Raw genomic sequence first — 25,089 nt, 5'->3', positions numbered from 1 at the left:
TCGCGGGCGCTCGTCGCACCATGCGCCCGCATCGCTCGCCGCGCGTCGCGGACGACGCCGGAGAACATCGCGCCGGACCGCGCGCAGTCGGACCGTCGCCGGACCGTTGCCGGCACGCATGCCGATGGATGCGGAGCGGCGCCCGCCGGCCGCATCGATGCGACGGCGCTCGCGTCGCGAGAGCGCATGCGTTCATCGGCGGGCGCGCATCGACGGCACGGCGGATGCGAGGCGAGCGGAAGACGGCGGCAAGACGAACACGAAGCGATGCACGCCGACGCGGACCGACACCAATCGCGTTGCGCATGACGATGTGCGAAGCCGGTTCGTCGTGCTCGCGTCGCGAGGAAGACGGGCAGACCGTTGCGTCGACGCATCACTGCGCGCGCTGTGCGAGCGAGCGCGCGGCGTGCCCGCGCGGCGCGTGCGCCGACGCTGCGCCGAGACGCGATGGCGAGGCGCAGCGCATGGTGCCGCGGCATGCTTCGTCGCGCGCCGTCGCGACGTTGCGTGGCACGCGCGCGCCACCGATGCGCTCGCGCGCCGCGCTTGCGCGAGCGTATTGCCGCTTCCCGCAAAGCCTTTGCCGGCGCGGCTTTCCGGGATGACGTCAGCGGCGGTGAAGAGGCCGCGCATGCGCGCCGGCAGCGCGCGCGGCGACGTGCGCGAGGAAAAATCCGAAGCATCGCGGCAAGGGTTCCGCGCTCTCGCGATGCCGCTTTTCTTGTCGCGTCAGCGGGCTCGCGCGAGGCGATTTCGCATGCGATGGAACGCGTCGAGAGCGCGTCGCGCGCAGGTGAAGCGCAGGCCGGCGAAGCGCTGCGATGGCGACGAAGAAGTTGTCATGCGCGCGCGCGTGTTTTTTTGCACTTTTTTCTTAACATCGCCGAACAAACGAATTATGATTCGCCTTGACAAGAGTCTCACTTCATTGCATGGCCGTGGTCGTAGTCGTAGTTGGCAGGATCGAAGCAAGCTCGAACGATGATGTCGGACGCGATGCTTCACGATGAGCGATGCGCTCCGCCACGATAAGCGCCCCCCGCTTCGATGCAATGAGACAGGTAGCTCAGGAGCACCAGAACTTTGACGCAGACCAAGCCGTACTGGTTTTCTAAAACGCGTGCAGTCTCCTTTGGCCCAGTAGCGGGATGGGCGAACTACCCCCAGACGAATGCAGACCGTGGTGCGCGTGGCCTAGCCCGCATCGCGGCAATGCCGGCCGATATCTCTTCTATTGATGCTGCGCGCCGATCCGGCGGATGGCGCGGGCAGACCGAATATTCCAGGGCGCGGCAAGCGTCAGAAGCCCGGTTGCGGGCTCCGCTTGGCCACATTCGCACCGCGCGCCGCGGTGCCCCTGCCACCGAATTCATTAGCGTGCGGACGCAGTGTTGCCGTGCGCCGATGAATCGCTCGCTCGATTGGGGTCGCAGCGCTGTATCGCGCCTCGGGTCGGTCGGGTCGCCAACTTAGGTCATTCGATATTCACTCTCTAGTGAAGGAGTTATCCATGGCAACGACTGCAAAGAAGAAACCGGCGGCCAAGAAAGCCGCCAAGCCTGCTGCCAAGAAGGCAGCAGCCCCGGCCAAGAAGGCCGCAGTGAAGAAGGTCGCCGCCAAGAAGGTCGTGGCGAAGAAGGCCGCACCGGCCAAGAAGGCTGCGCCGGCGAAGAAGGCTGCTGCCAAGAAGGTCGTAGCGAAGAAGGCAGCGCCGGCCAAGAAGGTCGCCGCCAAGAAGGTCGTAGCCAAGAAGGCCGCACCGGCCAAGAAGGCTGCTGCCAAGAAGGTCGTGGCGAAGAAGGCCGCACCGGCCAAGAAGGTTGCCGCCAAGAAGGCTGCGCCGGCCAAGAAGGTTGCTGCCGCCAAGAAGGCCGCACCGGCCAAGAAGGCTGCTGCCAAGAAGGCCCCGGCCAAGAAGGCTGCCGCCAAGAAGGCTGCGCCTGCTGCCAAGCCTGCCGCTGCGCCTGCTGCCGCGCCCGCAACGACCTCGAAGACCGTGCTGAACCCGGCCGCTGCATGGCCGTTCCCGACGGGCACCCGTCCGTAAGCCGTGCCGCTGACGGATTCCTGCGGGAATCCCCAAGGCACGCAGCGCGTGCCGCACTGACCGGATACGCGGTATCCGGTCTGCAAGACGCCAGTCTTGCCAACCCGCCGACGGCGCAAGCCCGGCGGGTTTTTTCATGCCCGCGCGGACCGGCGCAGCGCGGCGCAGGGCCAATGAAAAAGGCGCCGCTCCGTGTGGGAGCCGGCGCCTCGGCGAGCGGCCTGGCGGGCCTGCGGGTGAACCCGCAGAGGACCCGCTGGTGGACCCGTAGGTGGACCGCTGGTGGATCTCCGTATGCCGCCGCGGCAGGGCCCCGCAACGGCGTCAGGATCGTCCTAGGGTAACTTCCTAGTGGGTAACGCGGGTGGTGCCGCCCGAGGACAGCAGGCGCACGCGCTCGCCCGGGCGGAAGGCTTCGTCGGCGTCCTGCACGATCGCGCGCATCTCGCCGTTGTCGAGCTTGACGGTGATCTCCAGGCCACGGCGCTGGTTGATCCGGTTTTCCGCCGCGCTGCCGGCGATGCCGCCGAGCACGGCGCCGAGCACGCCGGCCGCGACCGAGCCGCCGCCGCTGCCGATGGTGCTGCCCGCGGCGATGCCGCCGATCGCGCCGCCGGCGATGGTGCCGGCGCCGGTCTGCTCACCCTGGATCAGCACTTCGCGCACGCTCTCGACCACGCCAAAGCGCAGGATCTGCTCGCGCTGCGCCTGGCCCGGCGTGTAGATGCTGGCGGAGTTCGATTGCGAGGCGCAGCCGGCCACGAGGGTGGCGGCTGCGGCGAGCGCGAGGGCGCTGGTGCGAATCAGGGTATGCATGAGATCGATCCCGGAAAAGTTACTCGTAGCGATAGCCGAACGCCGACTGGAAGCGTTGGCCGATTTCGTCGCGCGACGGCTTGTGGTTCTGCGGACCCTGGTGCGCGATCTTGATGGAGCCCATCAGGCTGGCGAGGCGCCCGGTGGTTTCCCAGTCGAGGCCCTGCTCGATGCCGTACAGCAGTCCGCCGCGGAAGGCATCGCCGCAGCCGGTCGGATCGACCACGCGCTCCGCCTGCACGGCCGGAATATTGTACTGCCGCTGGTCGGCGTGGACGCTCGCGCCTTTCTCGCCGTGGGTCACGATGAAGGCGCGCACCTGGGCGGCGACCTGCTCGCTGGTCCAGCCGGTACGCGAGAGCAGCACCTGGGCTTCGTAGTCATTGACCGTGACGTAGCTGGCGAGTTCAACGAACTGGCGCAGGTCCTCGCCGTTGAACAGCGGCATGGCCTGGCCCAGGTCGAAGATGAACGGCACGCCGGCGTCGGCGAACTGGCGCGCATGGTGCAGCATGCCCTCGCGGCTGTCCGGCGCGACGATGCCCAGCGCCGGCGGGTTGGCGCCCTTGAGCGCGTCCTGCACGTGCGAGAGCTGCGACTGGTTCATCGCGCCCGGGTGGAAGGCGGTGATCTGGTTGTTGTCCAGGTCGGTGGTGATCATCGCCTGCGCGGTGAAGGTGTCGGGCAGGGTGCGGATGTGCTCGGTGCCGATGCCGAGTTCGCGCAGGTATTGCAGGTAGGGCTCGGCGTCCACGCCCACGGTGGCCATGACCACCGGGTCGCCGCCCAGCAGCTTGAGCGTGTAGGCGATGTTGCCGGCGCAGCCGCCGTACTCGCGGCGCATGCCCGGCACCAGGAAGGACACGTTCAGCATGTGGATCTGGTCGGGCAGGATGTGTTCGCGGAAGCGCCCCTCGAACGTCATGATGGTGTCGTAGGCGACGGAGCCACAGATCAGGCTGGACATGCTCTCTCCAAATGCAGGTAATCGGGTGATCGGGTGATGGCCGGCGGCGCGCGCTGGCCGGCGGCCGCCGAAAAAAAGGCCACCCATGATACCGGGTGGCCGGACCGCGGGGCGCGGCGCTTACTTCAGCGCGGCCAGGGCGGCGTCGTAGTTCGGCTCGTTCTTGATCTCGGGCACCAGCTCGCTGTACTTGACGGTGTCGTTCTCGTCGAGCACCACCACCGCGCGCGCGGTCGCGCCGGCCAGCGGGCCGGTCTTGATGTCCACGCCGTAGCTGTCCTTGAAGCCGGCGCCGCGCATCAGCGACAGCGGCACCACGTTGGCCAGGCCTTCGGTGGTGCAGAAGCGGCTCATCGCGAACGGCAGGTCGGCCGAGATGGTCAGCACCACGGTGTTGGCCAGGCCGCTGGCGGCCTCGTTGAACTTGCGCGCCGAGGTCTGGCAGACCGGGGTGTCCAGGCTCGGGACGATGTTGAGCACCTTGCGCTTGCCGGCGAAGTCGGCCAGCGCGACGTCCTTCAGGTCCTTGCCGACCAGCGAGAAGGCGGGGGCCTTGTCGCCGGCTTGCGGAAACTTGCCGCCGACTTCGATGGGGTTGCCGCCGAGGGTGACGCTGCTCATATGTGCTCCTGTGTGAATGGTGGGCCCGCACGCGCGGTGCGGGTCCCGGGGGCGCGACGGGAACGCCCGGGGCGGGCGTCGGACCCGTCTGGAATTCAGGGGTAGAAGATCAGCACGCGGTAGTTGGCCGCCGCCTGCTGCGTGCGGAATCGTACCCGAACCGGCAGCTCCGTGCCGGCGCGCAGGCCCAGCGTGGCGAACGCCTTCTGCGCGGGCTCGAGATAGTCGGCCGGCTGCAGCACCTTGCGCAGCAGGAGCTGGTCCTGCAGGTCGGTCATGACCAGCTCGATGGCGGGCAGCGCCACCGTGGCGCGGCTCTGGTTGCGCATGGTGACGGCCAGCAGGTAGGCGTCGGATTCCTCGTCCTGCTTCTGCAACTGCGAGCTTTCGATGCGCAGCGCGTCGATGTCGCGCCACGGCGCCACCTCGCAGCGCAGCGGCGCGCACAGCGCCTCGAAGGCCGGGCGCAGCACCGGGAACTGGCCGGCGAGCTGGCTGCGCGCGAGGAAGGCGAGCTGCGCCAGCGCCGCCACCGCCAGCACGCCGATGGCCGCCTTCTGCAGGCGCCGCCTGCGCCGCGCGGGGCCGGGATCGCGCTCGCGCGCGTGGCGCAGGAAGTCCGGCGCGAACACCGGCGCGTCGGGCGCGTTCTGGCTGGTCCACTGGCGCACCGCCTGCTCGCGCGCGATGGCGGCGGGAATCTCGGGGAAATCATCCTGCGCTTCGGCGCGCAGGTAGCCGCCCGCGCTCGGGATGGCGGCGGTTTCGGCGGGCGCGGCGGGCGCGGGCGGCGCCGCGGCCTCAGGCGCGGGCGCCATGCCGGACGTGGCGCTCGCGGTGATGCTGGACGTGACGCCGAGCGCGGTGTCGGACGTGATGTCGGCGGCGATGCCGGCCGCGTGCGTGGCGTCGTCGCTGCCGGTTTCCGGCGGCAGCGATGCGCTGGCTTGCGCAGCCGCTGCCGTGTCCGCCTGCGCCGCGCGGGCAATGCCGGCGGCCTCGGGCGCGGCGGCGGGCGCGAACGGCGGCAGGTCGTCGGACAGCGTCCTCGGGTCCAGCGTGGGCCACGGCGTGGCGGCGGGCGCCGGAGCGGCTTCGGCGGTGTCCGTGGTCTCGGCCGCTTCCGTCGCTGCCGTCGCATTCACCGCTTCCACCGCTTCCACCGCTTCCGTCTCCCGGGGCGGTTCGGCCGCGGACCCGGCTGCCGTGGTCTCGGCCTGCGCCGGCGCATCGCCATCTTCGCGCGTGGCGGCTTCGTCCGGCTCCGGCTCGATCACGCCGGGCACGAAGACCGCGGACGGTTCGTCGTCTTCCGCGGCGGCGCTGCCTGCATGCTGTTCCTGCTGCCGGGCGGCCTCGGCCGCCTGCACGGCCTGGTCGGCCTCGGCCTGCGTCTGGTACAGCATGACGGTGGGCGCGTCGAGCGCCGGCACGTCGTAGCCGGGGTCGAAGGGCGGGATAAAGGGCGAGGTAAAGGGCGGAACGGCGGCCGGCGCGTCGTGCCCGGCCTCGGCGGGCGCATCCGGCGCGGGATGTGGATCGGCATGCGGCCCGGCATGCGCGCGCTTGCGCGGGGCGCGTGTCGCGCGCGCATGCGCGGCTTCGTGGGTGTCTTCATGGGCGCCTTCGTGGCCGCCGTCGTGGGCGTCCTCGAAGGTCTTCTCGTGCGTGGCGCGCGTGGCGCGATGGCGTGGCTCGCCGTGCGCGGGCGCCGCCGGCGCGTCCGGTGCGGGCGCGGGGGTGGTCTCGGGGGCCGCCTCGGGCGCGGGCAGCTCGATCAGGTGCTCGCGCGCGTCGAACACGGTGTCGCACTGGCCGCAGCGCACCAGCCCCTGGCGCAGGCGCAACTGGTCGGCTACCAGCCGGAAGGCGGTGCGGCAGGCCGGGCAACGTGTGACGAGCTTGGCTGCGGCCATCGGCGGGGGCTCAGTGCGGGACGCCGGCGCCTTCGCCGCGGGTGCCGTGCAGGCACACCCAGCCTTCCTCGCTGCGCCATACCGACATGGCGAGCCAGGGCGCATAGGCGGCGGCGACGTCGTCGGCCTGCCGCTCGAGCACGCCGGACAGCACCAGCCGGCCGCCCGGGCGCACGCGCGCGCTCAGCATGGCGGCCATCACCTTGAGCGGGTTGGACAGGATGTTGGCCACGACCAGGTCGTAGCTGGCCTCGGACACGCTTTCCGGCAGCGCGAAGGTGGCTTCGACGCGGTTGCGCTCAGCGTTGTGGCGCGAGGCTTCCACCGCGTTGGGGTCGATGTCGATGCCGAGCGTGGCGCCGGCGCCGAGCTTCTTCGCCACGATGGCGAGGATGCCCGAGCCGCAGCCGTAGTCGAGCACCGACTCGCCCGGCCCGAGGTTCTGCTCGAGCCACTGCATGCACAGCCGCGTGGTCGGGTGGCTGCCGGTGCCGAAGGCCAGGCCCGGGTCGAGCTCCAGCACCACGGCGTCGGGCTCGGGCGCCTCGTGCCACGACGGCACCACCCAGATGCGCTCGCCGATGCGGATCGGCGCGAACTGGGATTGCGTCAGGCGCACCCAGTCCTGGTCCTCGACCGGGCGCAGCGCGTAGGCCGGCACCTCGGCGGCGCCGAGCGCGTTGGCCGCGGCGGCCACCGCCAGCGCGGGGTCGGTGGCGTCGTCGAACAGCGCCACCACGCGCGAGCGGTTCCACGCCAGGCGGGTGGGTTCCAGCCCGGGCTCGCCGAACAGCGGCTGCTCGTCGGGCGTGTCGGCATCGGCGTCTTCCACCGAGACCGACAGCGCGCCGAGGTCGAACAGCGCGTCGGACCAGGCTTCGGCCTGGTCCTGTGCGATTTCAATCACACATTCCTGAAATGCCACTGGCGATCCTTGTCGATCCGTTGTTGTCAGTCCACTGCGTCATTCCCAAAGCCCCCCCGTTCGACTGCGCCTCAAGGCCGCATGCGTCGTTGCAGATGCTCGCAATAGCGAGCTATTGCTGCGCTTTGCGCCTGGCCTGCGGCCTCGATGCACAGCCGACCCGGGGCGTTTTCCCTGACGCAGTGGACTAGGCCGCGCCGGGCTTCAGATCTTGCCGCCCTTGGCCACGGTCTTCTGGGCCAGGCGATGCTCGAGATAGTGGATGCTGGTGCCGCCTTCGACGAAGTTGGCATCGAGCATCAGCTCGCGGTGCAGCGGTACGTTGGTCTGGATGCCGTCCACCACCATTTCCGACAGCGCGATCCGCATGCGGGCGATGGCCTGCTCGCGGGTGGCGCCGTAGGTGATGATCTTGCCGATCATCGAATCATAGTTGGGCGGCACGAAGTAGCCATCATACGCGTGCGAGTCCACCCGCACGCCGGGGCCGCCCGGCATGTGCCAGGCGGTGATGCGGCCCGGCGACGGAATGAACTTGAACGGATCCTCGGCGTTGATGCGGCACTCGATGGCGTGGCCGCGCAGCTGGATGTCCTTCTGGCGCCAGCGTAGCTTCTCGCCGAAGGCGATGCGGATCTGCTCCTGCACGATGTCGATGCCGGTGATCATCTCGGTGACGGGGTGCTCGACCTGCACGCGCGTGTTCATCTCGATGAAGTAGAACTCGCCGTTCTCGTACAGGAACTCGAAGGTGCCGGCGCCGCGGTAGCCCATCTTCTTGCAGGCCTCGGCGCAGCGGTCGCCGATGCGCTCGATCAGGCGGCGCGGGATGTGCGGCGCGGGTGCTTCCTCGATGACCTTCTGGTGGCGGCGCTGCATGGAGCAGTCGCGCTCGCCCAGCCAGACCGCCTGGCGGTGCTGGTCGGCCAGGATCTGGATCTCGACGTGGCGGGGGTTCTCCAGGAATTTCTCCATGTAGACCTCCGGGTTGCCGAAGGCGCGGCCGGCTTCCTCGCGCGTCATGTTGACCGCGTTGACCAGCGCCGCCTCGGTGTGCACCACGCGCATGCCGCGCCCGCCGCCGCCGCCGGCGGCCTTGATGATGACCGGATAGCCGACGTTGCGGGCCGTCGCCAGGATTTCCTTGGGATCTTCCGGCAGCGCGCCTTCCGAGCCCGGCACGCACGGCACGCCGGCCTTGATCATGGCCTGCTTGGCCGAGACCTTGTCGCCCATCAGGCGGATGCTCTCGGGGCTCGGGCCGATGAAGACGAAGCCCGATTTTTCCACGCGCTCGGCGAAGTCGGCGTTTTCCGACAGGAAGCCGTAGCCCGGGTGGATGGCCTGCGCGTCGGTCACTTCGGCGGCCGAGATGATGGCCGGCATGTTCAGGTACGACAGCGGCGACGGCGCCGGGCCGATACAGACGGCTTCGTCGGCCAGCTTGACGTATTTGGCTTCCTTGTCGGCCTCCGAATACACCACGACGGTCTTGATGCCGAGTTCGCGGCAGGCGCGCTGGATGCGAAGGGCGATTTCACCGCGGTTCGCGATCAGAATTTTTTCAAACATAGTCACTCTCTGCGAGGAGAAGGGCAGTCCCGCCGCGGTGGCTCGTGGCGCCCCCGGCGGCGCGGCCGGAGTGCGGGCGGAGGAACTGGCAGCCGGACGGGGAGCGTCCGGTCCGCCGGCGCCGGCGCGGCCGTCCGGATCTTCCGGCGCGGGCTGCGGGCGGCGCGGCATGCCGATCAGTATCAGCCGATGATGAAGAGCGGCTGGCCGTATTCGACCGCCTGGCCGTTCTCGACCAGGATTTCCTTGATCACGCCGGCCTTGTCGGATTCGATTTCGTTGAGCAGCTTCATCGCTTCGATGATGCAGACCGTCTGGCCTTCCTTGACGGTGTCGCCCACGTTGACGAAGGCGGCCGCGCCCGGCGACGGCGCGCGGTAGAAGGTGCCGACCATCGGCGAGGTCACGACATGGCCGGACGGCAGCTGCGGCGCCGCGGGCTCGGCGCTGGCGACCGCGGCGGCGGGAGCGGCGGCCGCGGGCGGCAGCGCCTGCATCGGCTGCATGGCCATCGGCGCGGCCACGACCTGGGGCGGCGCCTTGACGATACGCACCTTGCCTTCGCCTTCGGTGACTTCCAGCTCGGAGATGCCGGACTCGGCCACCAGGTCGATCAGCGTCTTCAGCTTGCGCAGGTCCATCTTCTATCCTCCTGAATCGGGTTGTCCGGCGCGCTGCGCTGGGGCGGCTGCGTCCGGGTAAATTGCATGCGTCCGGCGTATTGCCTCCGTCCACCGCGAGCAGCGGGCAGGGCAGGCGCCGGGGGCGCGGTCATCGTCTATGAAATCGAAATCAGCGGGCGGGTCAGGCCGCGGGGGGCGCCGGTTCAGGCGCCTGCCCGAGGACATAGTCCAGCGCCAGCAGGTAGCCTTGCCAGCCAAGTCCGCAGATCACTCCGACCGCGATATCGGAGAAGAAGGAGTGATGACGGAAGTTCTCGCGGCGATGCACGTTCGACAAATGGACTTCGACGAACGGAATCGCCACCCCGGCCAGCGCGTCGCGCAAGGCTACGCTGGTGTGCGTGTAGGCGGCCGGGTTGATGATGATGAAGTCGACCCCCTCGTCGCGCGCCGCATGGATGCGGTCCACCAGCGCACCCTCGTGGTTGGACTGGAACGTCGCCAGGGCGAGGCCGGTTTCGCGCGCACGCTGCGCCAGGGCCAGGTCGATGTCGACGAGCTTCGTATGCCCGTAGGTTTGCGGCTCGCGCGTGCCCAGCAGGTTCAGGTTGGGCCCGTGCAGGACCAGCACCTTGCGGTAGCGGGCGGAGCGGCTTTCTGGCGGCGTATCGATCACGGCGACTCGACCATTTCAACGAAATTGCGCGGAGATTACCGTAGCTTAGAGTGATTTGTCTAGCAGCGCAGACATAGGGCAGCCTCGATTTCCGGTCTTCCGGCGGCATTTCCGGGCCGGTGCCGGCCTGTTTTGCGGTTTCGAGGCTAATTCGCAAAAATTACGGGACAATCGAACAAGGTTAGTTGAAATTCACCGCAAATCAAGCGTCTCGCCGTCATCCGCGCGGCAGTGCAGCACGCAGGTCATTGGGGGAAACCCTACCCATCTTGCGGTAGGTGACGGTGCCGTCCGGCGCGATCACCACCGTATAAGGCAGGCCGCCGGCCGCGTTGCCGAAGTTGCGCGACAGCTCGGTGCCGGCGAAGCCGGCCACCGCCAGCGGATACGCGACCGGCACTTTCTTGATGAACTGCTGGATGTTGCTGGCGGAATCGATGCCGATGCCGACAAATTCCACCTTGCGGCCCGAATACTCCTGGTACAGCGCGGTCAGGTCGGGCATTTCCTCCACGCACGGGCCGCACCACGGCGCCCAGAAGTTCACCACCACCGTCTTACCGCGGAAATCGGCCAGCCGCAGCTTGCCGCCCTGCGGGTCGGGCAGCTCGGTGCTCAGGAAGGTCTCCACGGCGGCGTCGGACGCCGGCCGGGGCGAGAACACGTAGTGGCCGGCAAGGGCGCCCGCCACGGCGGCGGCGATGGCGACGAGCCAGATCCAGAGGCGGCTGCGGCGGGCGGGTCGGGTGGTGGCAGTGGTCATGGCGGTGGCAGGAGTCGGAAACCAGGCGCAAGGCGCGGCGGTGGCGGGAAGCTCTTCTATATATGACTATGACGGCGCCAGCGCGGGTCAGGCGGCGTCCGGCGTGCCGGGCGCATCCGGCGCGTCCGCCACCAGCGCCTGCACGGCGGCGAGGTCGGCCCGCGCCACGCGGCCGCCGGCGTCGGCGCGCACCGCGCCGCGTTCGTCGTCCGCATCATACAGCGCGATGTGGATGCCCACCGGCTGGCCCAGTTCGGCCCGCACCTCGCCGGCCAGCAGGCGCGCCTCGCGCTGGGCCGGCCACTGGCCTTTCCACAGGAAGCTCAGCGTCTCCACGTCGCCGCGGCCGGCGAAATGCCGCGACTCGCTGGTGTCGAAATCGACGCCCGCGTTGAGCAGGTGCAGCGTCAGGTCCTTGGGGCTGTCGCAGAAGCATTGCAGATAGATGTCCGAATGCTCGGTGGCGGTGCCGTTGAGCACCGCGCCCGCCAGGTAGGGCCGGAAGCCGGCCAGGTCGCGCATGGCCAGCAGCGCCAGCCGGCGCAGCAGGGCCAGGATGCGGGGCTGGCTGTCGGCGTGGAACAGCGCCTGGTAGGCGCGCACTTCGGCTTCCACGGTCTCGTTGTCGGGCAGCCACTCGCCGGCCACGCGCACGTCGCCCAGCAACTGGCGCGCGGCCTTGCGCTTGGCGGTGGCGTAGTCGGCACCGTCTTCCGCGATCATGCGGGCGGCGGCCTGGGCGATTTCCTCGCGCAGGCGGATGGGGTCGAGGGGGGTGCGACGGGACATGGAGGGATGATACCGGAGGGGGAGGAGGCTGGACTCTTAGAGTCTACGCGGCGGGGCGGGTTCGCGCGTGCCGGCGAGATACCGGCAATTGCCGCCATACCCCTCGGGTACAATCCCTTTCCATCCCGTAGCAACAGGGGCCCGGCCCGCCAGGCCCGCCCCGCGACCCGAACTCCCATGCATATTCACATCCTCGGCATCTGCGGCACGTTCATGGGCGGCCTGGCCGTGCTGGCCAAGCAGGCCGGCCACCGCGTGACCGGCTGCGACGCCAACGTCTATCCCCCCATGAGCACCCAGCTCGAGGCGCAGGGCATCGAGCTGATCGAGGGCTTCGACCCGGCGCAACTGGCGCTGGAGCCGGACCTGTTCGTGGTCGGCAACGTGGTGTCGCGCGGCAATCCGCTGATGGAGGCCATCCTCAACCGCAACCTGCCCTACACCTCGGGCCCGCAGTGGCTGGGCGAGCACGTGCTGCGCGGCAAGTGGACGCTGGCGGTGGCCGGCACGCACGGCAAGACCACCACCACCTCCATGCTGGCCTGGATCCTGGAAGATGCCGGCTACCAGCCGGGCTTCCTGGTGGGCGGCGTGCCGCAGAACTTCGGCGTGTCGGCGCGGGTGACGGCATCGGACTTCTTCGTCATCGAAGCCGACGAGTACGACACCGCTTTCTTCGACAAGCGCAGCAAGTTCGTCCACTACCGCCCGCGCACGGCCATCCTGAACAACCTCGAATACGATCACGCTGACATCTTCCCCGATCTTGCCGCGATCGAAACCCAGTTCCACCACCTGGTGCGCACCGTGCCCGAGCAGGGCCGGCTGATCGTCAACGGCATGGAGGAAAGCCTGGCGCGCGTGCTGGAGCGCGGCTGCTGGAGCGAGACCGAGCAGTTCGGCCTGGGCGAGTGGCGCGCCGGCGAACCGGCGGAGCTGGCCGGCGCGGACACGGAGCGGGACCGCTTCGACGTGTGGTTCGGCGACGCCGTGCAAGGTCGCGTCGACTGGACCCTGCAGGGCACCCACAACCGCATGAACGCGCTGGCCGCGATCGCCGCGGCGCGCCACGTGGGCGTGCCGCCGGCGCAGGCCATCGACTCGCTGGCGCGCTTCGCCAACGTGAAGCGCCGCATGGAGGTGCGCGGCGAGGCCGGCGGCATCACCGTCTACGACGATTTCGCCCATCACCCCACCGCCATCCAGACCACGCTCGCGGGGCTGCGCCGGCGTGTCGGCGCGGCGCGCATCCTGGCCGTGCTGGAGCCGCGCTCCAACACCATGAAGCTGGGCGTGATGAAGGCGCAGCTGCCGGCCAGCCTGGAAGCGGCCGACCTCGTGTTCGGCTACGGCGCGGCCAGCGGCAAGGACGCGCTCGGCTGGGACCTGGGCGAGGCGCTGGCGCCGCTGGGCGAGCGCGCCGCCGCCTTCAGCGACCTCGCCGCGCTGGTGCGGGCGGTGCGCGCCGCGGCGCGCCCGGGCGACCACGTGCTGGTGATGAGCAACGGCGGCTTCGGCGGCGTGCACCAGAAGCTGCTGGATGCCTTCGCCGCCGGCGCGGCGGCCTGAGCGGGGCGCGGCATGCTGCTGTACCTGCATGGTTTCCGTTCCTCGCCGCAGTCGTTCAAGGCGCGCATGGTGCAGGAGCGCATGCGCGCCTGGGGCGCCGCGCGCTACTACGCCTGTCCGGTGCTGAACGTGTCGCCGGCGGCGGCCATCGCCCAGGCGGAGGCCGCCATCGCCGCCTCGCAGGCCGGCGGCGCGCAGCCGCTGGCCATCATCGGCTCGTCGCTGGGCGGCTTCTACGCGCGCTGGCTGGCCGAGCGCCACGGCTGCCGCGCGGTGCTGCTCAACCCGGCCGTGCATCCGTGGACCGACCTCGAGCGCTACCTGGGCGACCAGCCGCTGTGGCACGGCGGCGGCTCGGTGCGCGTGGAGCGCCATCATCTGGACGAACTGCTGGCCCTGCGCGTCGAGACGATCACGCGGCCCGAGCGCTATTTCCTGCTGGCCGCGACCGGCGACGAGGTGCTCGACCACCGCGAGATGCTGGCGGCGTTTCCCGGCGCGCGCACGCGCGTGATCGAGGGCAGCGACCACGGCATCAGCGAATTCGCCGACTATGTCGACGAAGTGCTGGCTTTCTGCGGCTATGGCCCCGGCGGCCCGGTGCCGCAGGACGGGCCGGAGATGCCGGCATGAGCGCGGCATGAAGGCGGCGCACCTGCGCCGCGGCGCCTGGCACGCCCATTTGCCCGAGGACCGCGCCATCGGCGCCAACCTGCGGCGCTGGGTGTGCGGCGAGGGCTCGCTGACCGCCCGGCTGGTGGCCGCCTCGGCGCGCTTTCGCGTGCGCCGCCTGGCGCAGCGCATGGAAGTGGCGCTGGCCGACGAATGGCAGGCGCTGGGGCTGCCGGCGCGCCGCCGCGCGCTGGCGCGCGAGGTGCTGCTGGTGTGCGACGGCACGCCGGCCATCTTCGCCCACACCGTGGTGGTGGCCGCGCACGCCCGGCGCGACTGGCCCTTCCTGCGCGGCCTGGGCGAGCGCCCGCTCGGCGGCGCGCTGTTCGTCGATCCGCGCGTGCGGCGCGAGCCGTTCGCGTTTGCCCGCCTGCCGGCGCACCACCCGCTGCGCCGGCGCCTGGCGCTGGCCGTGCCGGCCATGCGCGAACTGGCCCCCAACGTGACGCTGCCGGCACGCCGCTCGCTGTTCCGCCGCGGCGGCGGCGCCATGCTCGTGACCGAGGTCTTCCTGCCCGACCTGCGCGCGCGCCGCGCGCCGGAGCTCGCCGGCGGCCAGTGAAGCCACGGTCACGACATCGACACGAACACAGGTAAACCTACCAACACCAACCGCGCCCCCACCACCACCAACGCCACCAGGAACTAGGGACCGACATCATGAAATTGCAGGGACGGGTTGCCATCATTACCGGCGCGGCTGCCGGCATCGGCTTTGCCACCGCGCAGCGCTTCGCCGCCGAAGGCGCGATCGTGGTGCTGTGCGACGTGCAGGAAGAGCGCGTGCACGCCGCCGCGGCGCAGATCGCGCAGACCGGCGCCACCGCGCTGGCCTTCAAGGTCGACGTGACGCACCGCGACGAAGTCGACGCCGCCGTGGCCGCCACGCTGGCCGCGCACGGCCGCATCGACATCCTGATCAACAACGCCGGCATCACCAAGGACGCGCGCCTGGTCAAGATGAGCGAGGCCCAGTTCGACGCCGTGATCGACGTCAACCTCAAGGGCGTGTTCAACTGCGCGCAGGCGGTGGCCGAGATCATGGTCGAGCAGGGCCGCGGCGTGATTCTCAATGCATCCAGCGTGGTCGGCCTGTACGGCAACTTCGGCCAGACCAACTACGCCGCCACCAAGTTCGGCGTGATCGGCTTCACCAAGACCTGGGCGCGCGAGCTGGGCCCCAAGGGCGTGCGCGTCAACGCGGTGTGCCCGGGCTTCGTCGCCACCGACATCCTGCGCACCGTGCCGGAGAAGGTGCTCGACGGCATGAAGTCCGCGTGCTGGCTGCGCCGCCTGGCCGAGCCGGCCGAGATCGCCAGCATCTACGCCTTCCTCGCCAGCGACGACGCCAGCTACGTCAACGGCGTGGCGATCGAGGCCAGCGGCGGCATGTCGCTGTAGCACGGCGGGCCGCGCCCGGCTGGCGGCCGGCGCGGTGCGGTATCATCTCGGGTCCGGTCGCCGCCTCGCCTGAAGGCGGCTCCTTGCTTCATTTCTCTCACCGGGCCGTTCCGAGCGGCGTTGCCCGACGCCAGGCGCCGGCTTCGCCGGGCGGCTCCCGGCATTTCTGAAAGTACCGATCCATGCAGTTGCTGTTCGAAGAAGGCGGCGAGATTCGCGCCGGCACCGTGCTGACCCAGCAGGGCGAGGCCTACCAGGTGGAATTGCCCGCGGGCAAGCGCACCAAGGTCAAGTCGCGCGACGTGCTGCTGCAGTTTGCGCAGCCCTCGGCGATCGAGCTGGTGCGCCAGACCGCCGAGCTGGTCGGCGAGATCGACCTGGACTTCCTGTGGGAATGCGCGGCCGAGGAAGAGTTCGGCTTTGCCGACCTGGCCGCCGAATACTACGGCGCGGGCGCGGGCGTGGTGCAGCAGGCCGCGCTGGCGCAGGCGCTGCACGGCAACCCGGTCTATTTCCGCCGCAAGGGGCGGGGCCGCTACCAGCGCGCGCCGGAAGACCAGTTGAAGGCCGCGCTGGCCGCGCTCGAGCGCAAGAAGCAGCAGGCCCAGGTGCAGGCCGAGTACGAAGCCCAGCTCAAGGCGCTGGCGCTGCCCGATGCGTTCCGCGGCAAGGCGCTGCAACTGCTGTTCAAGCCCGACAAGAACAGCCTCGAATACAAGGCGATGGACGCCGCCTGCACCGCGCTGGGCATGTCGCCGATGCGGCTGATGGTGGCGGTGGGCGGCATCGCCAGCCCGCGCGCGCTGCACGAGGCCAAGTTCCTCTCCGAATGCTTCCCCAAGGGCACCGGCTTTCCCGAGGTGGCCGTGCCCGAGCCGGCCGGCGAGCTGCCGCGCGCGGCGGTGCAGGCGTTCTCGATCGACGACGTCACCACCACCGAGATCGACGACGCGCTGTCGGTCACGCCGCTGGACGGCGGCAAGATCCGCGTCGGCGTGCACATCGCCGCGCCGGGCCTGGGCATCCGCCGCGGCGAGCCGCTCGACGCGGTGGCGCGCCAGCGCCTGTCCACGGTCTATTTCCCCGGCGACAAGATCACCATGCTGCCCGACGCCGTGGTGGAGCGCTACACGCTGCAGGAAGGGCGCGAATGCCCGGCGCTGTCGCTCTACGTCGACTACGACCCGGCCCTGCAGATGATCCTCGGCAGCGAGACCCGCGCCGAGATGGTCATGATCGCCGCCAACCTGCGCCACAACCTGCTCGATGACGTAGTGACCGAGGCCGCGCTGGCTGCCGGCACCGGCGACTATCCGTTCCGCCCCGAGCTGACCCAGCTCTGGCATTTCGCCGGCTGGCTGCACGACGAGCGCCAGAAGGCGCGCCTGGCCAGCGGCCTGCGCCCGGAATCGCACAACCGCGCGGACTACAACTTCTACCTCGACGCGCTGCCGGACGGCGGCGAGCGCGTGCGCATCGAGCAGCGCCGGCGCGGCTCGCCGCTGGACAAGATCGTGGCCGAGCTGATGATCCTGGCCAACAGCACCTGGGGCAAGCTGCTGGCCGACCACGGCGTGCCGGGCATCTACCGCACGCAGAAGGCCTGGGGCATGCACCGCACCCGCATGCAGACCTACCCGGCGCCGCACGAGGGGCTGGGCGTGGCGCAATATGCGTGGAGCACCTCGCCGCTGCGCCGCTACGTCGACCTGGTCAACCAGTGGCAGATCCTGGCGGTGGCCCAGCACGGCGTCACCGCCAAGCTGGTGGCGCCGTTCAAGCCCAAGGACGCCGACCTGCTGGCCGCCGTGGCCGACTTCGAAGGCACCTACGCGGCCTACGCCGACCACCAGTCCACGATGGAGCGCTACTGGTGCCTGCGCTGGCTGGCCCAGGAAAAGCGCGAGCGCATGATGGCCTCGGTGCTCAAGGAAGGCGCGGTGCGCTTTGCCGAGATCCCGCTGGTCACGCGCGTGCCCGAGCTGGCCCAGGCCGCGCGCGGCACCCAGGTGCTGCTGGAGATCGGCGCCACCGACGAGATCTCGCTCGAGGTGTCGTGCCGCGTGCTGGAAGTGTTCGCCGGCGAGGGCGAGCTGCCCTCGGAAGAACTGGAAGGCGACGACGAGGCCGCCGAGGTGTCGGCCGAGGCCGCCGCCGAAGCCGCCGCCGAGGAGGCCGCGCAGGCGGCTGCCGAGGGCGGCGCGGACGGCGCTGCCGTGGAGGCACCGGCGCAGGACGGCGACGCCGCCGATGCCGCCGGCGCGCCGGGCGACGCCGGCGACGCTTCGTCGGGCGCACGCGACACCGGCGCCGGCGGCGGCGCCTGACGCCCTCGGAAAAAACGGGGCGCTCCCTTACAATCGCAGTCTGAACCGGGCCGGGTCCGACAGGCACGTGCCCGGTCCCGCCGCCGCCCCGATCCCTCTACGCCAGCAACCACGCCAGCCATCGTGAAAGCCGCCTTTTCTCCCCGCCAGTGGTGGAATGCCAGCAGCACGATGAGCAAGGCGCTGGCCGTGTCGGTGCTGGCCCACGCGCTGCTGCTCACGGTGCGCGTGGTCGCGCCCGAGGCCTTCGAGATCAAGCGCACCGATGCCGCGCTCGACGTGGTGCTGGTCAACTCCAAGTCCGCGCAGCGCCCGCAGAACCCGACCGTGCTGGCGCAGGCCAATCTCGACGGCGGCGGCGAGCAGGACCGGCAGCGCGCCACCACGCCGCTGCCGGCCCAGACCGCCACCAAGGACGGCGACCTGGTGCGCCAGATGCAGCGCCGCGTGGAGCAGCTCGAGCAGGAGCAGCAGCGGCTCATGACGCAGGCGCGCGAAGCCGCGCCGGCGGTCAGCAGCCAGCCGCTCAAGCCCGGCCAGCTGCGCACCGAGATGCCGCTGCGCGGCCAGGACGAGCGCACCTCGCTCGACGAGATGGCCAAGCTCGAAGCCGAGATCGGGCGCAGCCTGGAGCAGTACGCCAAGCGGCCCAAGCGCTTCCAGCTCACCGCCACCAGCGCGCAGGAAGTCGAGTACGCGCAGTACTACGACCGCCTGCGCCAGAAGATCGAGGCGCGCGGCACCGCCGATTTTCCCCAGCGCAACGGCAAGCCGCTGTACGGCCAGCTGATCCTGGTGATCAACGTCAACCGCCAGGGCCGGCTCGGCTATAACCGCGACGGCTACAACGTCGACGCCATCGACGTGGTCAAGAGCTCGGGCGACCCGGCGCTGGACCGCCAGGCGGTGGCGATCGTGCGCGCGGCCGCGCCGTTCGGCGGCTTCACGCCGCAGATGCAGGCGCGCCAGGATATTCTCGAAGTGATCTCCACCTTCAGGTTTTCGCGCAGCGGCCTGGAAACCCGCCTACAGGCCAGATGATGTCAACAGAAACCACGCAGACCCCCGCCACCGCCGACCGCTACGTGGTGGTCGGCAACCCGATCGCGCACAGCCGCTCGCCCGCCATCCACGCCGCCTTCGCGCGGCAGACCGGCGAGGCCGTTTCCTATGAGCGCCTGCTGGCGCCGCTGGACGGGTTTGCCGACACCGTGCGCGCGTTCTTCGCCGGCGGCGGCCACGGCCTGAACGTGACCGTGCCGTTCAAGCTCGAGGCCTACGACCTGGCCGACCGCCTCACGCCGCGCGCCGAGAGCGCCGGCGCGGTCAACACCATGTGGATCGAGGACGGCCTGATCCACGGCGACAACACCGACGGCATCGGCCTCGTGCGCGACATCGAGATCAACCTCGACACGCTGCTCGAAGGACGCCGCATCCTGCTGCTCGGCGCCGGCGGCGCAGCCAGGGGCGCGATGCTGCCGCTGGTGATGTGCCGCCCCGACCGGATCGTGGTGGCCAACCGCACCGCCGAGCGCGCCAGCTTCATCCTCGAGGACGTGGCGCAGCAGGCCGACGAATACGGCGTGGAACTGTGGGGCGGCGGCTTCGACGCGCTCGCCGCGCTGACCGGCGACGACGCCTGCGACGTGGTCATCAACGCCACCAGCAGCAGCCTGCAGGGCGAACTGCCGCCGCTGCCGGCCGAACTGCTGGGCAAGGACGTGCTGGCCTACGACATGATGTACGGCGCCGAGCCGACCGTGTTCCTGAAGTTCGCCGCGCAAAGCGGCGCGCGCACCAGCGACGGGCTGGGCATGCTGGTCGAGCAGGCCGCCGAGGCCTTCTACAACTGGCGCGGCGTGCGGCCCGCCACCGCGCCGGTGCTGGCGCAACTGCGCGCCGAGCTGCAGGCGGAGCCGGCGGGCAAGCCAGCCCGCTGAGCGACCGGCCGGCCGCGCGCATCCGTCATGGCAGAACGCAGGCGCACCGCCCGCTCCGCCGCCGCCACGTCCGCGCGCGGCCCCGGCGCGCTGCGCTGGCTGGCCTACCTGATCGGCGTCGCGGTGGCCGGCGTGCTGGCCATGCAGGTGTATTTCTTCCTGCAGATCGCCGCGTGGCAATACGTGAACCCGTCTTCCACCGCGTTCATGCGCGCCGAGCGCTGGCGGTTGTGCGGCTTCAACGTCTGGAACTGCCAGGTGGACCGGCGCTGGGTCGGCTACGACGACATCTCGCGCAACCTCAAGCGCGCGGTGATCGCCAGCGAGGACGCCGACTTCGTCAACCATCCCGGCTACGAGCTCGACGCCATGCTCGATGCCTGGGAGCGCAACAAGAAGCGCGGCCACATCGTGCGCGGCGGCTCCACCATCACCCAGCAGCTGGCCAAGAACCTGTTCCTCTCGCCCGAGCAGCACTACCTGCGTAAGGGGCAGGAGCTGGCCATCACGTGGATGCTGGAGTTCTGGCTCGACAAGCAGCGCATCTTCGAGATCTACCTGAACTCGGTGGAGTGGGGCGAGGGCGTGTTCGGCGCCGAGGCCGCCGCCCAGCACTACTTCAAGACCAGCGCGGCGAAGCTCAACGTGGGCCAGGCGGCGCGCCTGGCCGCGGCGCTGCCGGCGCCGAAGTGCTTCGACAAGAAGCCGTACTGCGCCAGCGTGCGCGTCAACTTCAAGGTCAAGGCCGGCATCATCGCGCGCCGCATGGGTGCGGCCACGCTGCCGGATTGAGCGGCGCCCCGGGTCCGCTCAGCTCAGCCAGCCCTTGCGGCGGAAGTAGATCAGCGGCACCGCCGCCGACACCGCCATCAGCGCGATCGCCCACGGATAGCCCGCGGCCCAGTCCAGCTCCGGCATCAGCTTGAAGTTCATGCCGTAGATGCTGGCGATCAGCGTGGGCGGCATCAGCGCCACCGACACCACCGAGAACAGCTTGATGATCTTGTTCTGGTTGATGTTGATGAAGCCGACCGTGGCGTCCATCAGGAAGTTGATCTTGTCGAACAGGAACGCGGTGTGGTTCTCGATCGAGTCGATGTCGCGCAGGATCTGGCGCGCCTCGTCCTGCTGCTCGGCCGACAGCAGCTGGCTGCGCATCAGGAACGAGACCGCGCGGCGCGTGTCCATGACGTTGCGGCGGATGCGGCCGTTCAGGTCTTCCTCGCGGGCGATGGTTTCCAGCACGTCGGCCGCGGCGGCGTCGGTCACGTTCTCGGCCAGCACGCGCTTGCTGGCCTCTTCCAGCCGCTCGTAGACTTCCTCGATGGAGTCCGCCGAGTATTCCGCGTCGGTGGCGTACAGGTCCATCAGCACGTCCTTGGCGTTGCGCACCGAGCCGGGCCGCACGCGCGCGCGCAGGCGCACCAGGCGGAACACCGGCAGGTCTTCGTCGTGGATGGAGAACAGCACGTCGCGCGCGAGCACGAAGGCCACGCGCACGTTGCGCGAGATGTCTTCCTCGTCGAGCAGGAAGTCGGTGCGGATGTGGATGTTCTCGTCCTCGCCCTCGAAGTAGCGGGCCGAGGCTTCCAGGTCGCCCAGGTCCTCGAGCTCGGGCAGGGCTACGCCGTAGGCTTCCTTGATCCAGGCGAGTTCTTCGTCGTCGGGGCTGATGACGTCGATCCAGATCGGCTTGTGCTGCAGCAGTTCATTGCGGTCATCGACCTGCTCCTGTGCGAGCCGGCCTTTCTGCAGGACGAACAGGTTGATCATCCCAGGGCTTCCTTGTTGCGTTTGGCGAAGAAACGCGCAGGCGCGGCTTGCCGGGCATGGAAGCGAACCCGTCCCTGGCCGCGTGGCGCAAGGGCGGGAAGCCGCTGGCAAGCGTGATCGCGCTGCGCGCCGGCGAGAAAGCGCGCGCAAGGCGATGGCGTTTGCCGTTCATGGCTGGCAAGCCGGGGGAGGGAAGATCCGGAACGAAGCGGCGCGCACTGGCGGTGCGCCGGCAAGGGACACGGAAAAACGCTCACCCGCAGTATGGTTCTGCGGGCAAGTCCGACGAGGCGGTGGAAGCGGCCTGGGCCGGTTCCGGCGGTCGTCGTTACGCAGCCCGCAGTGACATGGCATTCGGTGTGGTCGCGGCTTTGCCGCGGCAACTCGAACACCCGATGCTACTGCCCACGTAGTTTCTCCGGGATTATGATGGCCGCGAGTGTAGCCCAACGCAGGGGGCTTGTTAAGTGAAATATGGGTGAATGGCGCCGCCGCCGCACCCTGCGCGCAACGGTGCCGCGCTCAGCGCGCGCGGGCCGCCAGCAGGCGCCGCCGCAGCAGCGGCACGAGCAGCACCGAGGCCAGCGCCGCGAACATCAGCACGATGGCCGCGTAGTCCTGCCAGTGCGGCTGCTCGCCCAGCATCCACATGCCCGAGAACACGCCCACCACCGGGATGAACATCACCGACAGGCTCGACACCACCGGCGGCAGGCTGCGCGCCAGCACGAACCACACCAGGTGGCAGTAGGCGAACACCACCACCGCGTTGTAGGCGATGGCGCCCCATTCCACCGCGTCGGGCAGGCGCCAGCCGCTCTCGAAGGCCAGCGTGCCGGCCAGCAGGAAGGGCAGCGTCACCACCAGCATCCAGAAGGTCAGCGCGCCGACCGGCATCTCGATGCGGCTGCGCTTCATCATCTGCGTGCCCAGGCCCCAGCCCGCCGCGGCGCCCAGCATCAGCAGCGTGCCGGCCGGGCTGCCGGTGAGCGCGGCGAGTTCGCCCGAGAGCAGCAGCACCGTGCCCGCCAGCGCGCAGCCGATGCCGGCCCAGGCCGCGGCGCCGATGCGCTCGCGGTACAGCACCAGGCCCCACACCACGGCCCAGATCGGCATGGTGTAGCCGAGGATGGCGGCGCGGCCCGAGGACAGCATCTTGACCGCGCAGATCGCCAGCAGGTGCCACACCACCATGTTGAACAGGGCGAGCTTGACGATCGTCGGCCACTGGCCGGGCGGCACCCGCAGCGGCTCGCCGCGCACGCGCAGGGCCAGGCCCAGCGCCAGCACGCCGCCGGCCATGCACAGCAGGCGGAATCCCATTGCCGGGAAGTGCGCCACGCCGAGTTTCATGATGGGCCAGTTGACGCCCCAGGCGATGGTGAGGACGACGAGCAGGACGAGGCTGCGGCGGTCAAGGGACATGGCGGGCGGGCGGCTGTGTGCGATGCCGCTCTTTGTATCGGGGAGGAACGGCAGAAGATAGCATGCAGCGGGTAAAATCGCTGGCAACCACCGTCGCCGCACGCAGCGCGGGCCCGGCCCCGCCCGGGCCGCTCCGCCGCGGCCGACCCAGACCAGCGAGCATTCCATGAACTTCACCGAACAACTGGCCGAGGCCTGGCAGCGCAACGACTCGCTGCTGTGCGTCGGGCTCGACCCCGATCCCGCCAAGCTGCCGCTGTCCATGACGGGCGCCGGCGGCGCCATCTTCTCGTTCTGCCGCGAAATCGTCGACGCCACCGCCGACCTGGTGTGCGCCTTCAAGCCGCAGATCGCGTATTTCGCCGCGCAGCGCGCCGAGGACCAGCTCGAGCAGCTGGTGGCCTATATTCACGACGCCCATCCCGGCATCCCCGTGATCCTGGACGCCAAGCGCGGCGACATCGGCTCGACCGCGCAGCAGTACGCCATCGAGGCCTTCGAGCGCTACCAGGCCGATGCCGTCACCGTGAACCCGTACATGGGCCTGGACTCGCTCGAGCCCTACCTGGCCTATCCCGACCGCGGCGTGATCGTGCTGTGCCGCACCTCCAATCCGGGCGGCTCGGACGTGCAGTTCCTGAACGTGGACGGCAAGCCGGTCTACCAGGTGGTGGCCGAGGCCGCCGCCACGCGCTGGAACACCAGCGGGCAGATGGCGCTGGTGGTGGGCGCGACCTTCCCGGCCGAGATCGCCAGGGTGCGCGAGATCGTCGGCGAGATGCCGCTGCTGATCCCGGGCATCGGCGCCCAGGGCGGCGACATCGAGGCCACCGTGCGCGCCGGGCGCACGGCCGGCGGCACCGGCATGATGATCAACTCGTCGCGCGCCATCCTCTACGCCAGCCGCGAGAAGGACTTCGCCGCGGCCGCGCGCAACGTCGCGCTGCAGACGCGCGAGGCCATCAACCGCTTCCGCGCGGGCTGACGGCGGCGCGCCGGCCCGGTTCGGCGCAGCGGAATCCGCGGGGATCCGCGGAAATCCTCGGAAATCCGCAGGAGGCTTCAGGACTCGTTGCGGACCAGCTCGAGCAGGCCGCGGATGGCGTGCTCGGCCGCCTGGCGGCGGATCTGCTGGCGGTCGCCGCGAAAACGCTGGGTTTCCACGCGCGTGGTGATGCGGTTGCTCCAGCCGAAGCAGACCATGCCGACCGGCTTGTCGGGCGTGCCGCCGGTGGGGCCGGCCACGCCGGTGATCGACAGCGCGACCTGGGCGCGGCTGTTGAGCAGCGCGCCCTCGGCCATCGCGTGGGCCACTTCCTCGCTGACCGCGCCGTGGTCGCGGATCAGCTTGGCCGGCACGCCCAGCATGGTGGTCTTGGCTTCGTTCGAGTAGGTGACGAAGCCGCGCTCGAACCAGCCCGACGACCCCGATACATCAGTGATTGCCGCGGCCACCAGGCCGCCGGTGCAGGATTCCGCCGTGGCGAGCAGCAGCGATTTCTCGTTCAGGGAGATGCCGGCCTGGATGGCGAGTTGATCGAGCAAGCGGCTGACGGACATGATGGCGGATTCGGTGGGGAGGGTGGCAGGGAGAGCGGCAGGGCCGGCCTACAGCGAGCGCCAGAGCGCGAACACCAGCAGCGTGTAGAAGGCGGCCATCACGTCGTCGAACATCACGCCGAAGCCGCCGCGCAGGCCGGGACCCTTGAGCGTGCGGTCGAGGTGCCCGATCGGCGCCGGCTTGACGATGTCGAACAGGCGGAACCACAGGAAGGCGGCGAGCTGGCCCCAGAAGCCGGTCGGCATGACGAACAGCAGCACCAGCCAGAACGCCACGATCTCGTCCCACACCATGCTGCCGTGGTCGTGCACGCCCATGTCGCGCGCGGTGCGCGCGCACGCCCACAGCCCGAGCAGGAAGCCGCCGGCGATGATCCACAGCCAGGCCTCCGGCCGCACCCACATCGAGATCACCAGGTAGGACAGCCAGGCGTAGAGCGTGCCGACCGTGCCGGGGCCGGCCGGCGACAGGCCCGAGCCGAAGCCCAGCGCGATCAGGTGGGCCGGATGCGACAGCATGAAGCGCGCGGTGGGGCGCAGCACCTTGGCGGCCTGGCCGGCTTCCAGGGTCAGGGCGGGATCGTGCGCGGCGGGCCCGGGCGGGTAGGCGGACATCAAGGATTGGCTCGTCTGGTTTGGATGGGATTGTCCCGGGCGGCTGCGCCCGGGCGGGATCTGGCGCCCCGCACGGCAGCATCATG

At 70.0% G+C, this 25,089-nt stretch carries 26 protein-coding genes; 12 read left to right on the top strand and 14 right to left on the bottom strand.

What is annotated here, in order from left to right; genetic code table 11:
- The first annotated feature begins 549 nt into the window (after window positions 1–549).
- Window positions 550–915, top strand: coding sequence for a hypothetical protein (locus ACWTPI_RS17040; protein WP_156173934.1), 366 nt, complete (start codon window positions 550–552; stop codon window positions 913–915).
- Between the two features lie 598 nt (window positions 916–1,513).
- Entirely contained in the window at window positions 1,514–2,050 is a 537-nt protein-coding gene (locus ACWTPI_RS17035; RefSeq protein WP_081651466.1) for a histone H1-like DNA-binding protein, read from the top strand.
- Window positions 2,051–2,398: 348 nt separating this feature from the next.
- On the opposite strand, the gene ACWTPI_RS17030 is transcribed toward ACWTPI_RS17035, so the two are convergent.
- From ACWTPI_RS17030 to ACWTPI_RS16985, 10 genes are all read right to left on the bottom strand, one after another.
- Window positions 2,399–2,866 (bottom strand): outer membrane lipoprotein, encoded by a 468-nt coding sequence (locus tag ACWTPI_RS17030; RefSeq protein ID WP_020204285.1) that lies wholly within the window; start codon window positions 2,864–2,866, stop codon window positions 2,399–2,401.
- 19 nt (window positions 2,867–2,885) lie between these two features.
- Window positions 2,886–3,833 carry a carbohydrate kinase family protein gene (locus ACWTPI_RS17025; RefSeq protein ID WP_020204286.1) on the bottom strand — a complete coding sequence of 316 codons (948 nt, stop codon included), beginning with the start codon at window positions 3,831–3,833 and terminating at the stop codon, window positions 2,886–2,888.
- 120 nt (window positions 3,834–3,953) lie between these two features.
- Complete coding sequence (gene tpx / locus ACWTPI_RS17020; protein WP_020204287.1) at window positions 3,954–4,454, bottom strand: thiol peroxidase; 501 nt, start codon at window positions 4,452–4,454, stop codon at window positions 3,954–3,956.
- 95 nt (window positions 4,455–4,549) lie between these two features.
- Window positions 4,550–6,370 carry a DUF3426 domain-containing protein gene (locus ACWTPI_RS17015; protein ID WP_454732218.1) on the bottom strand — a complete coding sequence of 607 codons (1,821 nt, stop codon included), beginning with the start codon at window positions 6,368–6,370 and terminating at the stop codon, window positions 4,550–4,552.
- A 10-nt stretch (window positions 6,371–6,380) separates the two neighbouring features.
- The gene (prmA, locus tag ACWTPI_RS17010; RefSeq protein WP_029043874.1) at window positions 6,381–7,295 is read right to left on the bottom strand and encodes a 50S ribosomal protein L11 methyltransferase; all 915 of its coding nucleotides are present in this window, start codon (window positions 7,293–7,295) and stop codon (window positions 6,381–6,383) included.
- 204 nt (window positions 7,296–7,499) lie between these two features.
- Entirely contained in the window at window positions 7,500–8,867 is a 1,368-nt protein-coding gene (accC, locus tag ACWTPI_RS17005) for an acetyl-CoA carboxylase biotin carboxylase subunit (RefSeq protein ID WP_020204290.1), read from the bottom strand.
- Between the two features lie 182 nt (window positions 8,868–9,049).
- Window positions 9,050–9,508: an acetyl-CoA carboxylase biotin carboxyl carrier protein gene (gene accB, locus ACWTPI_RS17000; protein WP_020204291.1), complete on the bottom strand. Its 459-nt coding sequence runs from the start codon at window positions 9,506–9,508 to the stop codon at window positions 9,050–9,052.
- A gap of 163 nt (window positions 9,509–9,671) precedes the next feature.
- Window positions 9,672–10,166, bottom strand: coding sequence for a type II 3-dehydroquinate dehydratase (gene aroQ, locus ACWTPI_RS16995; RefSeq protein WP_020204292.1), 495 nt, complete (start codon window positions 10,164–10,166; stop codon window positions 9,672–9,674).
- A 217-nt stretch (window positions 10,167–10,383) separates the two neighbouring features.
- Window positions 10,384–10,929 carry a TlpA family protein disulfide reductase gene (locus ACWTPI_RS16990; protein ID WP_020204293.1) on the bottom strand — a complete coding sequence of 182 codons (546 nt, stop codon included), beginning with the start codon at window positions 10,927–10,929 and terminating at the stop codon, window positions 10,384–10,386.
- A gap of 87 nt (window positions 10,930–11,016) precedes the next feature.
- Window positions 11,017–11,718: a UDP-N-acetylmuramate--alanine ligase gene (locus ACWTPI_RS16985; protein WP_454732217.1), complete on the bottom strand. Its 702-nt coding sequence runs from the start codon at window positions 11,716–11,718 to the stop codon at window positions 11,017–11,019.
- 177 nt (window positions 11,719–11,895) lie between these two features.
- Here ACWTPI_RS16985 and mpl point away from each other — a divergent pair, with 177 nt between their 5' ends.
- The 8 genes from mpl (at window position 11,896) to mtgA (ending at window position 20,422) form a co-directional block, all read left to right on the top strand.
- Entirely contained in the window at window positions 11,896–13,287 is a 1,392-nt protein-coding gene (gene mpl / locus ACWTPI_RS16980) for a UDP-N-acetylmuramate:L-alanyl-gamma-D-glutamyl-meso-diaminopimelate ligase (RefSeq protein ID WP_020204295.1), read from the top strand.
- Between the two features lie 12 nt (window positions 13,288–13,299).
- On the top strand, window positions 13,300–13,920 hold the full coding sequence (locus ACWTPI_RS16975) for a YqiA/YcfP family alpha/beta fold hydrolase (RefSeq protein ID WP_454732216.1): 621 nt from the start codon (window positions 13,300–13,302) through the stop codon (window positions 13,918–13,920).
- Between the two features lie 7 nt (window positions 13,921–13,927).
- Window positions 13,928–14,521, top strand: a complete 594-nt coding sequence (locus tag ACWTPI_RS16970; RefSeq protein ID WP_020204297.1) for a chorismate--pyruvate lyase family protein — start codon at window positions 13,928–13,930, stop codon at window positions 14,519–14,521.
- Between the two features lie 98 nt (window positions 14,522–14,619).
- Window positions 14,620–15,360 (top strand): 3-oxoacyl-ACP reductase FabG, encoded by a 741-nt coding sequence (gene fabG, locus ACWTPI_RS16965; protein WP_020204298.1) that lies wholly within the window; start codon window positions 14,620–14,622, stop codon window positions 15,358–15,360.
- 182 nt (window positions 15,361–15,542) lie between these two features.
- Window positions 15,543–17,687 (top strand): ribonuclease catalytic domain-containing protein, encoded by a 2,145-nt coding sequence (locus tag ACWTPI_RS16960; protein ID WP_059413501.1) that lies wholly within the window; start codon window positions 15,543–15,545, stop codon window positions 17,685–17,687.
- A gap of 171 nt (window positions 17,688–17,858) precedes the next feature.
- Window positions 17,859–18,728 carry an energy transducer TonB gene (locus tag ACWTPI_RS16955; protein ID WP_454732494.1) on the top strand — a complete coding sequence of 290 codons (870 nt, stop codon included), beginning with the start codon at window positions 17,859–17,861 and terminating at the stop codon, window positions 18,726–18,728.
- Entirely contained in the window at window positions 18,725–19,630 is a 906-nt protein-coding gene (aroE, locus tag ACWTPI_RS16950) for a shikimate dehydrogenase (RefSeq protein ID WP_020204301.1), read from the top strand. The genes ACWTPI_RS16955 and aroE overlap by 4 nt, the downstream gene beginning before the upstream one ends.
- 27 nt (window positions 19,631–19,657) lie before the next feature.
- Window positions 19,658–20,422: a monofunctional biosynthetic peptidoglycan transglycosylase gene (gene mtgA / locus ACWTPI_RS16945; protein WP_059413503.1), complete on the top strand. Its 765-nt coding sequence runs from the start codon at window positions 19,658–19,660 to the stop codon at window positions 20,420–20,422.
- Window positions 20,423–20,440: 18 nt separating this feature from the next.
- On the opposite strand, the gene corA is transcribed toward mtgA, so the two are convergent.
- Entirely contained in the window at window positions 20,441–21,403 is a 963-nt protein-coding gene (gene corA / locus ACWTPI_RS16940) for a magnesium/cobalt transporter CorA (RefSeq protein ID WP_020204303.1), read from the bottom strand.
- A gap of 56 nt (window positions 21,404–21,459) precedes the next feature.
- On the opposite strand from corA, the gene ACWTPI_RS16935 reads away from it, so the two are divergent.
- On the top strand, window positions 21,460–21,816 hold the full coding sequence (locus ACWTPI_RS16935) for a hypothetical protein (RefSeq protein ID WP_155888161.1): 357 nt from the start codon (window positions 21,460–21,462) through the stop codon (window positions 21,814–21,816).
- A gap of 109 nt (window positions 21,817–21,925) precedes the next feature.
- Here the strand turns inward: ACWTPI_RS16935 and ACWTPI_RS16930 are convergent, their stop codons facing one another.
- Window positions 21,926–22,828 carry a DMT family transporter gene (locus ACWTPI_RS16930; protein ID WP_020204304.1) on the bottom strand — a complete coding sequence of 301 codons (903 nt, stop codon included), beginning with the start codon at window positions 22,826–22,828 and terminating at the stop codon, window positions 21,926–21,928.
- 166 nt (window positions 22,829–22,994) lie between these two features.
- Here ACWTPI_RS16930 and pyrF point away from each other — a divergent pair, with 166 nt between their 5' ends.
- Window positions 22,995–23,813 (top strand): orotidine-5'-phosphate decarboxylase, encoded by an 819-nt coding sequence (pyrF, locus tag ACWTPI_RS16925; RefSeq protein ID WP_020204305.1) that lies wholly within the window; start codon window positions 22,995–22,997, stop codon window positions 23,811–23,813.
- A gap of 77 nt (window positions 23,814–23,890) precedes the next feature.
- Here the strand turns inward: pyrF and ACWTPI_RS16920 are convergent, their stop codons facing one another.
- Window positions 23,891–24,388: a CinA family protein gene (locus tag ACWTPI_RS16920; RefSeq protein ID WP_020204306.1), complete on the bottom strand. Its 498-nt coding sequence runs from the start codon at window positions 24,386–24,388 to the stop codon at window positions 23,891–23,893.
- A gap of 48 nt (window positions 24,389–24,436) precedes the next feature.
- Window positions 24,437–25,003 carry a phosphatidylglycerophosphatase A family protein gene (locus ACWTPI_RS16915; RefSeq protein WP_020204307.1) on the bottom strand — a complete coding sequence of 189 codons (567 nt, stop codon included), beginning with the start codon at window positions 25,001–25,003 and terminating at the stop codon, window positions 24,437–24,439.
- Window positions 25,004–25,089: the final 86 nt, after the last annotated feature.

The sequence above is a fragment of the Cupriavidus ulmosensis genome (assembly GCF_977008105.1).
This window is presented reverse-complemented; position numbering and strand designations above follow the sequence as displayed.